Source organism: Vibrio sp. J2-4 (assembly GCF_021728155.1).
In the GTDB taxonomy this organism is placed as follows: Bacteria; Pseudomonadota; Gammaproteobacteria; order Enterobacterales; family Vibrionaceae; genus Vibrio; species Vibrio diabolicus.
On record NZ_JAKKCN010000006.1, the window covers coordinates 204,387 to 218,702 of the forward strand.

At 44.3% G+C, this 14,316-nt stretch carries 18 protein-coding genes; 14 read left to right on the top strand and 4 right to left on the bottom strand.

Features of this window, described 5'->3' with window-relative positions; genetic code table 11:
• Positions 1–92: 92 nt before the first annotated feature.
• Positions 93–368: a nitrogenase-stabilizing/protective protein NifW gene (locus L3V32_RS20215; RefSeq protein WP_017635333.1), complete on the top strand. Its 276-nt coding sequence runs from the start codon at positions 93–95 to the stop codon at positions 366–368.
• Positions 369–485: 117 nt separating this feature from the next.
• Here L3V32_RS20215 and L3V32_RS20220 read toward each other — a convergent pair whose 3' ends face one another.
• Together L3V32_RS20220 and gloA are read right to left on the bottom strand one after the other, a co-directional pair.
• The gene (locus tag L3V32_RS20220) at positions 486–1,586 is read right to left on the bottom strand and encodes an alkene reductase (protein ID WP_237285042.1); all 1,101 of its coding nucleotides are present in this window, start codon (positions 1,584–1,586) and stop codon (positions 486–488) included.
• Between the two features lie 11 nt (positions 1,587–1,597).
• On the bottom strand, positions 1,598–1,984 hold the full coding sequence (gene gloA / locus L3V32_RS20225) for a lactoylglutathione lyase (RefSeq protein ID WP_145472886.1): 387 nt from the start codon (positions 1,982–1,984) through the stop codon (positions 1,598–1,600).
• Positions 1,985–2,194: 210 nt separating this feature from the next.
• On the opposite strand from gloA, the gene L3V32_RS20230 reads away from it, so the two are divergent.
• Entirely contained in the window at positions 2,195–2,623 is a 429-nt protein-coding gene (locus tag L3V32_RS20230; protein WP_237285043.1) for a PaaI family thioesterase, read from the top strand.
• A 26-nt stretch (positions 2,624–2,649) separates the two neighbouring features.
• Complete coding sequence (locus L3V32_RS20235) at positions 2,650–3,039, top strand: MazG nucleotide pyrophosphohydrolase domain-containing protein (protein ID WP_237285044.1); 390 nt, start codon at positions 2,650–2,652, stop codon at positions 3,037–3,039.
• 45 nt (positions 3,040–3,084) lie between these two features.
• Here L3V32_RS20235 and L3V32_RS20240 read toward each other — a convergent pair whose 3' ends face one another.
• A complete protein-coding gene (locus L3V32_RS20240) occupies positions 3,085–3,960 on the bottom strand; it encodes a universal stress protein (protein WP_237285045.1) in 876 nt (291 codons plus the stop codon).
• Between the two features lie 212 nt (positions 3,961–4,172).
• Between L3V32_RS20240 and L3V32_RS20245 the strand changes: the two genes are divergently transcribed.
• The 7 genes from L3V32_RS20245 to def all read left to right on the top strand — a co-directional run bounded on the left by L3V32_RS20245 (position 4,173) and on the right by def (position 10,103).
• The gene (locus tag L3V32_RS20245) at positions 4,173–5,519 is read left to right on the top strand and encodes a magnesium transporter (protein ID WP_069496682.1); all 1,347 of its coding nucleotides are present in this window, start codon (positions 4,173–4,175) and stop codon (positions 5,517–5,519) included.
• Positions 5,520–5,813: 294 nt separating this feature from the next.
• Entirely contained in the window at positions 5,814–6,356 is a 543-nt protein-coding gene (locus L3V32_RS20250; RefSeq protein ID WP_237285046.1) for an AAA family ATPase, read from the top strand.
• A 107-nt stretch (positions 6,357–6,463) separates the two neighbouring features.
• A complete protein-coding gene (locus L3V32_RS20255; RefSeq protein WP_006742289.1) occupies positions 6,464–7,909 on the top strand; it encodes a hypothetical protein in 1,446 nt (481 codons plus the stop codon).
• Between the two features lie 100 nt (positions 7,910–8,009).
• Positions 8,010–8,261, top strand: coding sequence for a DUF2999 family protein (locus L3V32_RS20260; RefSeq protein ID WP_005395194.1), 252 nt, complete (start codon positions 8,010–8,012; stop codon positions 8,259–8,261).
• A gap of 288 nt (positions 8,262–8,549) precedes the next feature.
• Positions 8,550–8,879 (top strand): YceK/YidQ family lipoprotein, encoded by a 330-nt coding sequence (locus L3V32_RS20265; RefSeq protein ID WP_237285047.1) that lies wholly within the window; start codon positions 8,550–8,552, stop codon positions 8,877–8,879.
• A 32-nt stretch (positions 8,880–8,911) separates the two neighbouring features.
• Positions 8,912–9,376, top strand: a complete 465-nt coding sequence (locus L3V32_RS20270; RefSeq protein ID WP_237285048.1) for an ABZJ_00895 family protein — start codon at positions 8,912–8,914, stop codon at positions 9,374–9,376.
• Positions 9,377–9,596: 220 nt separating this feature from the next.
• Positions 9,597–10,103: a peptide deformylase gene (gene def, locus L3V32_RS20275; protein WP_005388756.1), complete on the top strand. Its 507-nt coding sequence runs from the start codon at positions 9,597–9,599 to the stop codon at positions 10,101–10,103.
• 64 nt (positions 10,104–10,167) lie between these two features.
• On the opposite strand, the gene L3V32_RS20280 is transcribed toward def, so the two are convergent.
• Positions 10,168–10,566: a helix-turn-helix domain-containing protein gene (locus L3V32_RS20280; protein ID WP_237285049.1), complete on the bottom strand. Its 399-nt coding sequence runs from the start codon at positions 10,564–10,566 to the stop codon at positions 10,168–10,170.
• Between the two features lie 84 nt (positions 10,567–10,650).
• On the opposite strand from L3V32_RS20280, the gene L3V32_RS20285 reads away from it, so the two are divergent.
• From L3V32_RS20285 to L3V32_RS20300, 4 genes are all read left to right on the top strand, one after another.
• Positions 10,651–11,154 (top strand): DUF2938 domain-containing protein, encoded by a 504-nt coding sequence (locus L3V32_RS20285; RefSeq protein WP_237285050.1) that lies wholly within the window; start codon positions 10,651–10,653, stop codon positions 11,152–11,154.
• Positions 11,155–11,386: 232 nt separating this feature from the next.
• Entirely contained in the window at positions 11,387–12,415 is a 1,029-nt protein-coding gene (locus L3V32_RS20290) for a phospholipase A (RefSeq protein WP_006742284.1), read from the top strand.
• 94 nt (positions 12,416–12,509) lie between these two features.
• Positions 12,510–12,968 carry a hypothetical protein gene (locus L3V32_RS20295; protein ID WP_005395188.1) on the top strand — a complete coding sequence of 153 codons (459 nt, stop codon included), beginning with the start codon at positions 12,510–12,512 and terminating at the stop codon, positions 12,966–12,968.
• 333 nt (positions 12,969–13,301) lie between these two features.
• The gene (locus L3V32_RS20300) at positions 13,302–14,306 is read left to right on the top strand and encodes a metal-dependent hydrolase (protein WP_134645629.1); all 1,005 of its coding nucleotides are present in this window, start codon (positions 13,302–13,304) and stop codon (positions 14,304–14,306) included.
• Positions 14,307–14,316 lie beyond the last annotated feature (10 nt).

The following is a 14,316-nucleotide window of genomic DNA, read 5'->3' on the forward strand; positions in this document are numbered from 1 at the left end:
CCCATAAAGAATGATCTTAAGAGGCGCTAAATCAAAGAACGTAAAGCGCGAGGCACTTAGACTTCATTGAAAATGATTACGCTAAAGAAACGATGACAGAGAATACGATTCAGGAAAAAATTGCCAGCTTTACTTGTATCGAAGAGGCTTTGGATTACTTCGACATCGAGTTTGATAGCCGATTTATCGAAAACAACCGAACCGAGTTGGTTAAGAGGTTTAACGGCTACTTAATCCTCACCAAACCGGATGATTGGTTTTCAGGTCGTCGTGCTTTAAAGAATGCCTACTGTAAAGTACAACGCCGTTTGCTCAGTAAAACGACGCGCTCTGCGTGCCGAGGTTGTACATCTTGTCAAAGACGTTAATTCTGGTGGCTTGCCTAAAAAGAACCCTGCATCTTGGCGTCACAGGGGGAAGAGCAAGGTTCTTTTGGGTTAGCTATTGGTTTGTCGCGAGTTGCGAATCAGCTTTACGTAGATGAATTAACCCGCGTGATACGCAGGGTAGTCCACTAAGCCTTTTTCACCGCCGCCGAACAATGTGGCAGGGTCATGTTCTGCCAGCGGATAGCCATGCTTGATGCGGCTTGGTAAGTCGGGGTTTGCAACAAACGGACGGCCAAAGCCAATCATGTCAGCTAAACCACTTTCGATCGCGTGTTGCGCCTTTTCATCGTTGTAACGACCGGCATAAATCAGTGTACCTTTGTACGCCTCACGAACTGCGGTTTTAAAGTTGTGCGGAGTGTCTGGCGCGTCGTCCCAATCCACTTCTGCAATGTGAATGTAAACCACATTGAGTTTATCAAGCAGCGCTGCAGCGGCGGAGTAGGTTTCGACTGGCGTACTATCAACGGTGCCATTTAACGAAGTGAATGGTGCAAGGCGAACACCAACACGCTCAGCGCCAATAGCTTGCGTCATCGCCTCTACCACTTCACCAAGAAAACGCAGACGGTTTTCAATTGAGCCGCCGTATTCATCGGTGCGGTTATTCGCTTCAGAATCGATAAACTGGTTAACCAAGTAGCCATTCGCTGCATGAAGTTCGATACCATCGAATCCGGCTTCTATCGCGTTTAGTGCGGCTTGGCGGTACTCTTCAATAACGTTCTTGATGTCTTGCTTGGTCATTTCACGTGGCTCAACCACGTCGACAAAGCCAGGTTCGTCTGTGCCATTGTCGATAAATACTTTCACGTTTTCCGCTTTAAGCGCAGAAGAAGAAATAGGTTGCTCGCCGCCGATGTTGTCAGGATGAGTAACACGACCTACGTGCCATAATTGCGCGAAGATAACGCCGCCTTTCTCGTGCACTGCATCAGTTACTTTTTCCCAGCCAGCAATTTGCTCTGGGCTATAAATACCCGGTGTCCACGCGTAGCCTTGACCCATTGGTGAAATTTGCGTGCCTTCAGCAACAATCAATCCCGCTTCGGCGCGTTGAGCGTAGTAGGTCGCCATCATGTCGTTAGCGACATTACCCGGTTGAGAGGCTCGAGAGCGCGTCATCGGAGGCATAACGATGCGGTTTTTTAATGAGAGAGAGCCAAGTTGAATCGGTTGAAATAATGCGTCTGTCATAGGAAACCTCGTTATTGTTCAGTTTGAATCAGTTCGATTGGGTAGCCGTCGGGATCTTTGATGAATGCGATGTGCGTTTCTCCACCTTTCATTGGACCGGGTTCGCGAGTGACGTTGCCACCAAGCGCTTTGATTTTTTCGCAAGCTGCGTAAATGTCTTCACACCCAAACGCCATGTGTCCGAATGCGTTACCTAAGTCGTAACTGTCGGTATCCCAGTTATAAGTTAGCTCGATGGTCGCGCCATCTGGTTGATCAGGGTTACCAACAAACACCAGTGAGTAACGGTATTCTTGGTTTTCAAAACGCTCCAAAACGCTCACTCCCAGAACGTTTGTATAAAATTCGATAGATTTGTCTAGGTCAACAACACGGATCATCGTGTGGAGAAACTTCATAAGTCGCCTTTCATAACGTTGCGTAATCACGGTGCAAACCTTATCGCTACTCTAAATAAACTGGAAATTATCGTTAATTATAAAAATGATTATTTAACGTTATGGACAATGAGGTTGTTGGCCCTACAACGTGCAAACAAAGATTACTCGCCATTTCTTTTTAATAATTGGCATATGCTAATTACTCTTTTTACAAGCTGAGTACTTAACATGTCCGCAAACAGCCACTTTCATTCCACTCACGAATCTCATTATCAATGTGCGGTTTGTTCTTCAATCGATGCGAATCCGAACTCTTTGGCTGTGAACTACCAGTGCCTAGCCGATGGTTCTGTTGTCGGAGAGTTTCACGTTTTACCTCGTCATCAAGGTTACACAGACCTGTTGCATGGTGGCATTGCGAGCTCGCTGCTCGATGGTGCAATGACGCACTGTTTGTTATTTAGAGACATTCAAGCCCTTACCGCGCAGTTGGATGTGCGCTACCATGCACCTATTGAGCTAGATGAGTACGTCACGATTACTGCACACTGTGAAGGTGAACGCCGCGGTATATATCAATTGGTGGCTCAATTGCTGGTCAATAATGAAGTTAGAGTGACGGCAAAAGGGAAGTTTATTCGTCCTAAAGAGGCGTAAATAAAAACTCGTTCTACGGAGAGATAATGAAGAAATTTGATGAGTTGTACGCAATTGCGACGAGAAAATCTCAATATGACCAAACCAACACTTGGTTTAAAGGCGTAGAGACTTATCTGGAGGCCATTGGCAAGGAAGTCGATGAAGTCCGTGAAGAGATTCGTGAGGATCGCCTTTGTCATTTGGAAGACGAGTTAGGCGATGTGTTGTGGAACTATCTTAACGTATTAAAAGTGTTGGAAAGAGAAAAGGGCATAGATCCTGAGAAAGTACTCGAAAGAGCCTGCGCCAAATACGAGCAGCGTGTATCTGCGATTGAATCGGGACGCAGTTGGGATGAGGTTAAACAGCAGCAGAAACAAGCCTTGAACGCGGAACATGAAGCCGCGCAGTTAGAGACCATGAAGAGCCAATAACTGCGCGTGATATTATTTAAGATGCGGCGGAATGGGGAAGTCTGATCAATCCTTCGTGACATTGACCAACAGTAGGTCACAAGGAGGTTGATCAAGTAACGTGTCTACAGTGCTGCCAGACCAAAATTGGGATGACATGCTTCGCTTACACGCGCCCATAATCAGAATTGCCGCTTGTGATTGCTTAACTGCTTTTGGTAACGCCGTTTCAGGGTTTCCTTCTGGCAGCAGTAGTGGTACTTGAGTTAACTTTTGCGCAGTAATAAAGTCCGTAATGCCTGCTTTTTGGTTGCTCAAAATCTCTGCACGATAGCGAGACAGATAAGGCGCAACGTAGCGGCAGTAAACTAACGTCATTTTTCCGCTCAAGGTTTTTTCTAGCTTTGAGCCTCGCGATACGATGGCTTTATCTACGACCGACTTTGCATCTCCGCGATGAAGCGGATCTATCGCGCAAAGCATGTTGGCGTGAGAAGGCCATGAACGCTCACTTAATAGCAATAAATCACAATCGTTTTTTGCTAGCTCGGTGAGTAAGGTTTGAATGTCGTGCTTGTTAAAATGCCCCACGAGCAGTAAATCTGTGTCGTCGACAAGCCGTTTCGCGACTTGAGCAATCCAATGACCCCCTTTGAAATGCTCGTAAGAGAGGGTTGGCGTTTCAACTTCCTCTTCTTCACAAAGTTCGATAACGAAGTCTTTAAATTTTGATGTCCAAGCTTCAAACTCAGCTTGTCTCTTTTCTATATGGTCAGAGTTGAAACTAAGGAAATGCGCGAACGCGTGATCTTCACTTCGGCGGTGATCTTCCACCAATACCACGATGGGTTGAGCCAGCGCTGTCGCAAACTGAATCACTTTACGAAGCACCTTGCGACTTGGTAAGGCGGCTTGCTGAGTCAGAAAAAATACTGGTGCCATTGATTACTCCATTATCAAACGAGGCAAATGCGCCTAATGCACACTAAAAGTTTATACCATCCCCTTATGCAAAGACGTTCTGTTTCTGCGAGCAAAATATAAATTCCGCAATTGTGCGCGCCATTGCCTAGAATTTTAACATCAGGATCTCATGCCTTTAGATAATAGACATCGTGTTGACACTAACGTGATGTCCAAGGAAATCGGTGACAATGATGATAGATTCCAGCCAATTACAAATTAATCGCAAAGTGCCTCATTTGCTTGCCGAGATCATTAAAGCGATAGAGTCGACCGAAGACCTCAGTTTTTTGAAAGACTATCAGGAAGCGCAAATCGCGAACATTTTGGAGTCGGTCAACATTGCTTATCGTAAACGCGTGATAGAAGCGGTGCCGCCAGAGAAGTACTGGACGGTATTAAATTTGCTGCGATACGACACCGCCAAGCACATTCATCAATCACTCAACAAAGAGCTGCAACATGAACGCTTAGCGTACATCACGGATTCGGAACTGATCATCTTTGCAGACTTTCTACCGACAGAATTTGTGGATGAGTACCTTATCGACCAAAGTGAAGAGTCTGTCGCGCACATTCAACAAGCATTGTCGTATGAAGACAACAAAGTAGGACGATATGCCGAGCCGTATTTTTTGGTCGCAAATCCTAAAAACAGCGTAGGAGGCATCAAAACCGAGTTGTTAAAACGTGGACAAAGCCCGGTGCGATTGATCATTGTGCGCGATGTCGGAGGCGTTATTGGGACGATAGAACCTCAAACCCTGTTGCTGCATGAGAACCATACCAAACTCACAGACTTGACCGTGGTAACGCCAATTCTGGAAGATATCCAAACGATTCAAAGCGTCAGTAAACAGGTCTCGATTGATGGTGGAGCTCATTGGTTTCCTATCATGGCTGGTGGCAAAATTATGGGCGTTTTGTCGATGGCGACCATCGCGATTACTTTGCGCGAGCTCAGCCTACAAGCTGTAGTGGCAGAAAACGTACGAAGCGAAGAAGATTTGTTCACACCATTAACTGTGGCGACAAGGCTAAGAGCACTTTGGTTGGTGATTAACTTGCTGACCGCTTTTGTTGCCTCTGCAATCATTGGTATTTTTGATAATGTGGTCGAGCAAGTCGTTGCGCTTGCGATCTTAATGCCCGTGGTGGCGAGTATGGGCGGCATCGCAGGTAGCCAAACCTTAGCGGTGGCCATTAGGGGTATCGCACTCAACCATTTGCACCAAAGTAACTTGAAGCTATTGGTGAATAAGGAATTAAAAATCGCCACCATTAATGGCTTGATCATGGGATTAGTCATCGCGGGTGTCGTCTACATGGTGTTTGACTCTTGGCCATTGGCGCTTATTATCTGCTGCGCAATTTTTCTCAATAGTCTGGCGGCTGCGGCATCGGGTACGCTGATACCATTCACGTTGAAGAAGTTTAACATTGACCCCGCCGTGGCTGGCTCGGTAGTATTGACGACCGTTACTGATGTCGTCGGTTTCTTTGCGTTCTTAGGCTTAGGTGCCATCTTCTTGATATAGAAAGCCAATTGACGCTCTAACCCGCTGATCCAATCTCTCCATTTTCCAACCCAATTTTTGGGTAAGCTTGGTTCGCTCAAAATTCCTCCGTTTTTCATAAACGCTGAACACGCCGTTTAAGCTTCCATTTCATCAATATTTTTCACTGCTCATTTCTATCCCAAAAACATTCCACTGCTGATTTCTCTTAACGCTGGCGTGCCAAATGCCATGTCAATTTCAAACGCCAGATGATGCCAATTTTCTTGGCTGTACACGCATTACTTCACTCAAACAAAAAATAAGGAAACAATTTTGAATAAACTCATCGTATTCACTGGTGGTCCCGGTGCAGGAAAAACCTCGGTAATCGAACAACTAAAAACACAAGGTTTTATCTGCTCGCCAGAAACAGGTCGTCACGTAATACAAAGGCAGGTTGCGAATCACGGTTCAGCATTACCTTGGAATGACAAACAAGCCTTTCGAGACGAAATGATGAAGGCAGAAGTGAGCAATTACCGAGCTTTCAATGTCCGCCAAGCAGAGGTGTTTTTTGATCGCAGTATTGTGGACGTATATGGCTACAGCAAGTTGGAACAATTACCAATCTCGCATGAGCTCATCACGCATTGCCAGACGCTTCGTTATCAGTCTCAAGTGTTCATTTTTCCACCGTGGTCGTCGATATTCAGCAACGATGAAGAGCGAAAGCAAGATTTTTCTGAAGCGGTCGCCACGCATAAACAGATGGTCAACGCTTATCACAAGTTTAGTTATCAATTGATCGAAGTGCCCAAAATGTCAGTCGAAGACAGAGTGGCGTTTATTCTCGGCTCAGTCATCGAACAATGCTGAAAGATGAACAATGCAAATAAATGCGTAAGGCGATTGTGACCACGACGACAATATGCGTAAAGGGAGTTATTTATACTGGATAAAATTCAATAACTTAATTGAGCATTATGTCTTTTAAATATCTTACCTTATTGCTCGCAACGACGAGCATGAACAGCTTTGCTGATGTGGAGCTGCCTTCGGGGGATGATTGGTTAAACCATGTGACGAATGGCCTAGCCCCATATTGGATGATGGAAAGCGCGCATGGGCAACCTGCGGGGAATTTTCCGACATTTCGTTGTGATAACGGTGTCATTCTCGACCCACAAAAGCCGTGTGAAGAATTAAACAAAGGGTGGATTAGCCCGCACTTCGATCGCGAATACACACGCATGAAATCGCGCCAAACTTACGCTTATGGCGTGCTTTTTCATCTTACGGGTGACAAACAAGCATTAGAGCTGGCAAAGAAAGGGGCTTATTACCTGATTGATCATCTACAAGATGAGAAAAACGGCGGCTTTGTGAGCTTTACGCGTAGTGGAAAACCGGGGATGGAGTGGCAACAGCGAACTTCTCAAGACCAAGCTTACGCCTTGGTGGGCTTGGCGATGTACTACTACTTGACGCAAGATCCAAAGGTTGAACAAGCACTTATCGACCAGCAAGCGTTTATATTTAAACAATACCGACGAAGCGATGATCGCGGTCTGGCGTGGGTTTTGAAAGATGGTGATGGAGAAAGTGAGAAGCAGCAAGAGTTAGTCGCTCAACTTGACCAAATCAATGGCTACCTGTTGTTAACGGCGCCACTTTTACCAGAAACAGCGCAAGCCAAGTGGAAACAAGATCTGGAGTGGTTGACGCAAGTGGTGCTAGATAACTACCACTCCGACAAAGAGCAGCGCTTTTATGGCGCGATACACCACAAAGCGGTAATGATGCCAGATGCGAAACACAATGATTTTGGACACACCATCAAAGCGTATTGGATGACGTATCTCACTGGTCAGTTGTTGGAGAAATCCAATTGGACAGAGTTTGGTTTCAAAGGAATGAAACACACGCTTAAACAGGCGCAATACCAGCAAAACTTTGAGCAAGTCAAAGCGCTCTTCTCGCTAGAATGGCAGAGTCAATGGACGCAAGAGAGCATTCCTGCTTGGCAATCAAGACCACACAAACATTATAGCTCGTCTTGGGAATGGGCAGAACTCGATCAAGCGGCGATGACGGTTTCTCTTGTCGATGGTTCGATGAAAGAAACGCTTCAATACACGTTACCCACCTTTATGGACGTGTGGGTGGATCATCAATACGGAGGTGTTGGTCTTAATCCTAAATCAACCAAAGCGTTCCATTGGGGAAATGGTTACCACCAGTTTGAACATGCGTTGGTCGGGTATTTGTACGCGCAACAAATGGCAAAACAGCCCGCCAAGCTTTACTACGCGCGACCAGCCGAGAGTAAAATGCCACTTAATCCATATTACTTTAACGCGGATATAAAAGCGCTTTCATCGCAAAGTGATGGAGTCACTACCGCAACGTTCACCAATATTCGACCATAACTTGGTAGATGGTGGTGTGGTGGTTAAAGTCTGCGTGCAAACTAACAAAACCCAATGGTAAACTGCGGGTCTGTTTTACATAGTATTTAAAGGTAATTTGATGAACCCGATTCTTGCGATGTTGAAAGAAAACAATATTAGCGACGAGCAAATCAACGAGCTATTTCAGGCGTTAACTCAAAACCCTCTGGCTGCAATGGCAACTATCAGTCAACTAGGTCTGCCACAAGATCAGCTTCAAGCGTTAATGGCGCAGGTAATGCAAAACCCTGTACTGATTAAAGAAGCAGTGGAAGAGCTGGGCCTAGACTTCTCCAAAGTAGTAGAAGCCAAAGCGAAGCTACAGCAGTAATCGAGTTTTTGATAAAAACAGCAGCCGCCAGAGCCAAACGGTTCTGGCGGCTTTTTATTAGATGACAGGCAGAGACTCCAACTTTAAGCGTGATAGGTTCATAAAAATTTAAGTGAGATTCTAATCACGTCGCATGATCTCACTAGTGCTATTAGGAATAAATTGTTTCAAATATATCTAGCATATTAACATAGTTGCAATGAGTCCGTGTTGGTAAATTTATTGGATATACCATTTGAGAGTGTGGACGTAGCTCTAAAAATAATAGTTAGTTGGAATCTAGGCTAAATGAAAATAAAGATATTTAAAAAGCTACAAGTTGTATTTCTTGTGGTGTCAACGTCTTTAATTGTGGGCTGTTCGTCTATAGATGCGCATACTGGTGGTGGATACGGAAAGCCGTTTTCAGGTAAAGCGTTATCAGTCTCGCGACAACCTTGTTATTTAAGAACTGATATTACTTCCACCGCGTTATACCCACTTTCATTGATTGATATCCCTTTATCGTTAGCAACGGACGTGGTGTTTCTTCCTGTTGATCTAGCCATGGTAGCTACGCCTACAACAAGTTATGGCGGTGTTGTTTCTCTAGGTTGTCAAAGCGGCAGCATGATCTAAAGTCTGTATTTTATTTAAATAAATGTAAGGAAATGAAAGTGGAATTAAAGAATAACTATTCAGAATCAGAAGTAAACCAGCCTCCATCGGTACTTCTTGTTACGTCTCTGTTGTGTCTAGCGTCCGTTTGCTGGGCTGCATTGTTGTTGACCATAGAATATATTATTGGGATAGAAATGAGTGGTACAGGTTTTCTGAGCACGTTAATCCCAGCTATGAGTGTTGGATATTACTTCGGCTACAAGACTGGAGATATAATGCCATCAAAAACAAGGTGGTGTGCCGTTTTACTCTGGACTTTAGCAAGTTTGGTAGTGTTCTCAATCATCTTGATGTCGTTAGATATTTCTCTGTTTGATTTATTAACTGAGCTCGGTGAGATAAGTATTTTTATTGCTGTCGTAATGTTAATAACGATTGGTATCGCCTACTTAATTTTGAAAAGTGGTGAAAAAATGGCGATTAAGGTTTTGCTAAAAGCGCAAAAGAGTGCGTAGCTCACATATAACGAACGCTTAAAGATAGATACGTAAAAAAGACGCCAGCCATATCGTGCTGGCGTTATTGTTTTTTCTTTCTTTGTGCCTCTTTGGTCTTTAGCAAAATCGAATGTTTTAGACGAAACGGTCTTTCCACGAAAACTCAACCTGTTTATGTCTTCCCAAACGTGTGTATAATTCGCCGAAAATTACGATTTACAGATAACGAAAGGTAAGTATGGCAGTCCTCGAAATTCTCTCCATTCCAGACCCAAGGCTTAAAGTAAAAGCAGAAAAAGTCACTGATGTATCGACAGTACAAACGTTGATCGACGATATGCTAGAAACACTTTACGCAACGGGCAATGGCATCGGTTTAGCTTCAACCCAAGTGGGCAGAAAAGAAGCGGTTGTTGTCATCGATATCTCTGACGAACGTAATGATCCTTTAATCTTAGTTAACCCAGAAGTGGTGAGCGGAGAAAACAAAGCACTTGGTCAAGAAGGGTGCCTATCTGTTCCCGAATACTACGCCGATGTAGAGCGTTACACATCAGTTGTTGTGTCTGCATTGGACCGTGATGGCAACCCGATTACAATCGAGAGCGATGAGTTCTTGGCGATTGTGATGCAGCACGAAATTGATCACCTATCTGGTAACTTGTTCATTGATTACCTTTCACCGTTAAAGCAAAAAATGGCGATGAAAAAAGTGAAGAAGTACGTAAAATCGCAAGCTAAGTAATATGAAAGGGAGTAACTCACAACCGCGAGTTACTTCCTTTTAAATCAAGAATAAGTAGAGTGCTTTATCTCGGTTTTTTAGGGACATAACGCTTTACGACCTTCATAAGCTTCTGAAATGAAGAACAGTCCATATGTGACTCATCAGGACAGGAAGCAACATGGTTTAGGCTGTCTCGAACCGCTTTCAAACGTTTTATTTGCTCATCAATTTCAAGCGCCTTTTTCGCCAGTAAGTCACGATCAATGTATGCTTCTGAGTGATTCAACATTTCCGCCATTTCGTTAAGTGATATTCCAGCGATACGCCCTAAACTAATTAAGTTGAGTTTATTGAGTACCTCTGGTGTATATTGACGTCTCAATCCATTCCTTCCTATCGAGCGAATTAACCCCAACTGTTCGTAGTATCTGAGCGTTGAGGTCGGCAATCCTGATTTTTTAACCACTTCTGCAATATCCATATTATTCCTCATTGACTTCAAGTTGGCTTTAAGTTGTAGCATGCAACTAAGACCTTAACAAATCAAAAACTTGAGGAGCGAAAAATGCTGTTTTTAATAGGATTACAAGCGGCGCTAATAGGGATTGGTGCGACTTTGATAATGGATTTATGGGCTTGGCTACAAAGGAGAGTGTTTGGTATTTCCTCACTAAACTATGCATTGGTTGCGCGCTGGGTTTTATATATGCCCAAAGGAAAGCTTATGCATGCGCCAATTATGGCAACAGACGCGATGTCGGGAGAAAAAGCACTCGGTTGGTTTTTGCACTATGCCATTGGTGTTGTTTTCGCTTTGGCTCACATTGCTGCTTTTGGGCATCATTGGTTGGTAGAGCCTAGTCTAGTGCCCGGCTTAGCCACTGGTGTGGTCACGTTGGTGTTCCCATTTTTTGTCATTCAACCTTGTCTAGGATTTGGTTTTGCTGCCAGTAAAACCCCAACACCTTGGAAAGCCCGTTTTCTTAGCACATTGGCGCATTTGGCTTACGGCTTGGGTTTATTCATAGCCGGGTTTGCAATCAAAGTGGCGAGCCAGTATTTTGCATAGGGAATATGAGCATCATGCAAACGAGTCTTTTTTGTTTTTATTTATGATGCTCAACTCTTGGACTTTTTTGGCGCGTTGCTCATAGTGGGCCGATATGTTTGAGGTCTGTCGTATTTATCCAAGACGTAAAGTCGGTGAACATTTAACATTACCTTAACGCCAGAATGGCAAGCGGTTTACCAAGAAAAATTAAAATTATCTGGTTTGACATAAAGAATATTAAGGGTTTCAGATGGCTTCAAAAGTGGCAGGGATATCAATACTGAGCTTATTGGCAGCGCCAGTTGCGATGGGAGAAACAGCCAGTGCTTATGATTTATGTTTGCTAGACAAAATCAAGCAAAGCAAAGGTGAGGAAACCATAAAGAGCATTCGCGCGCAGTGTGAGCTTGATGCAGTAACAAGTACAGTGCCCGCAGATCCAGAAATTGAAGAACCTGAGGAGCTTCAGGAAAGCTTGGTCGACAAGCGTTTGGAGTCAGAACGAGAAAACGCCTTTGAACCATTTAGTTTGGTAGCGCATCGTGTTAACTACATCTTGCCGTTCACTTACAGTGATCGCGTAAATAAGCGTGCTTATGCGGACACTAAGTACGGGGATGAGCTGCGTAAGGAAGAAGCGGAGTTCCAAATTAGTTTTAAAGTGCCAATGAACTACGACGATTTGTTGTTTGATGGGGATGGTTTGTTCTTTGGTATGACGCTAAAGTCATTTTGGCAGGTATATACAGGAGCAGCATCGCGTCCATTTCGTGAAACCAATTATCGTCCTGAGCTTTTTTATTATACCCCGACAGACTGGAAGCCACTTGATGGTTCGACTTGGTTAGGTTTTGGTATTGAACATGAGTCGAATGGGCAGAGACAAGAGTTATCGCGCAGTTGGAATCGTGTTTACGCCAACTTAACCTTTGCGAAAGACAATTTTGCGGTTTCTCTTCAACCGTGGTGGCGTATACCTGAGGATGAAAAAACATCTCCGAATGATCCTAAAGGTGATGATAACCCGGATATCGAAGATTACATGGGGCACTTTGAGCTATCGAGTGCGTACAAATGGAATGGTTATGAGTTTACCTTCTTAGGCCGCCAGAACTTCCAAACGCATAAAGGCTTTGCCGAATTAGGGGTGTCATTTCCGATCTGGGGCAAACTTCAGGGATACGCACAGTACTCGACGGGGTATGGTAAGAGCTTGATTGACTATGATCATAATCAGCAGCGTATTGGTGTTGGTATTGCGATCAACGGTGTTCTGTAGTTTTTCGGTAGCCCAATAGAAATAAACGCTGGCAATTGAGATTTCAGTATTTAGAATGCGTGGCTGAAATTGATTTCCAACCTAGAGTGATTTTATGCTTCGTGATTACACCTTCGATTGTCTTGTAACCATGCCTCGTCATGAACTGGAAGAGTTTAGTGCTCGCATGATCAGTAAAATGGTGCCTGAAGACGTGATGAATGAGCTATTTACTTTCGATCAAGAAGAAGTGGATAGCGAAGACCGTATGTTGTCTGCACGTCTTGATGCCATGTTACGCATGACAGCAATCGCACTGAGTGAAATTCAACAAGCGTTTGATGACTCAGACAATGCGAAGCAAAATAGCGAGCGAATGACGCGACTGGTTCTTTGGCATTTCTATGCGATTTCATTCCATTTGGAAGAGGCGATCACGTTAGAAACACACTGTGCACTAGTGGAAAAGCTACTCGAAAATACACCTTCGGATGTTTTTGATTGGGTAAAAACATTGACGGAACTTCTGCACACTTACGCTGAAATCAACGCGAAAGAAAACCCTCAAGACTAAGGTTTTTGTCGTTAATCCTTCAGTAAACAAGGCGAGCCATCCGGTTCGCCTTGTTTTATTTTTGCATCTGTAAAATCCGCAGTTTTGTACTTTTGACGTACACCACAAGCCTCGCTTTAGGTTCGCTTCTCACTAGCGAATAGGGCGATTCCTTCTTACACTAAAATCAAAGTGTTTGTTTTCGAACACTTTAATGCGTCATTAAGGTGTGTCTTCCAATCCACTTAAATACGGATAATTTATGTCGGAGAACGTTCTGGTTTTTAAATTTGAGCCTATTTTGAAGCGTATATGCCTTCTATCTCGGCTACATTTTCGTTGCGGGCGTAAATAATGGACCCGTTAACGCAAGGTTTACTTGGCGCTGCTTTGCCACAGTCTGCAAGTAACAAGCGGCACATTGTGGCTGCTGGCGTGTTAGGCGTGGTTTCAGGGATGGCACCGGATTTGGATGTACTTATCCGTTCATCAACTGACCCATTGCTGTTTTTGGAATATCACCGACACTTTACCCATTCATTGTTGTTTATCCCTTTTGGCAGCTTTCTCTGTGCTTTAGTGTTGTATCCGTTGTTAGCAAAAAAGCGAGGACTAAGCTTCCGGCAGAGTTGGTTTTATTGTGCCCTTGGTTATAGCACCCATGCGCTGTTAGATGCTTGCACCAGCTATGGGACTCAGCTTTTTTGGCCGATAAGCAACACACGCTATGCCTGGAATACGATCTCTGTTATCGATCCCGCTTTCTCACTTCCGATTTTGATCCTGCTTTTCTTTGCCGCACTGAAGCGAAATCGAAGCTACGCGCGTGTCGCATTTCTATGGTCTCTGGCTTATCTGACTCTTGGGGTTATTCAACGAGATAGAGCAGAAGCGGCCGGGTGGAAAATCGTCCAAGAGAGACAGCACAGCGCTTTGCAGCTAAAAGCAAAACCAACCTTCGGGAATCTTTTGGTCTGGAAAGTGATTTATGAAACGGAAGATAACTACTATGTGGATGCGGTAAGAGTGGGGCGTTCAATAAAAATCTACCCAGGCGAATCCACACCAAAGCTCAATGTGAAGACTCAATTTCCATGGCTCGATCCGCAATCGCAGCAAGCGAAAGACATCGAACGTTTCCGTTGGTTTTCAAATGGTTTTGTAGCGCAAGACCCGAATAACGAAATGCGAATTGTTGACGTGCGTTACTCCATCGTTCCAAACCAAATTAACGCGCTGTGGGGCATCAATCTATCCCCAAAAGCCAGCGCGGATGAACACGTCGAATACACTGCTCATCGAGGTAGTACAACGGAAGACCGCCAAACTTTTCTCAATATGCTTACGGATTTTGAGTGATGGTTTTTAC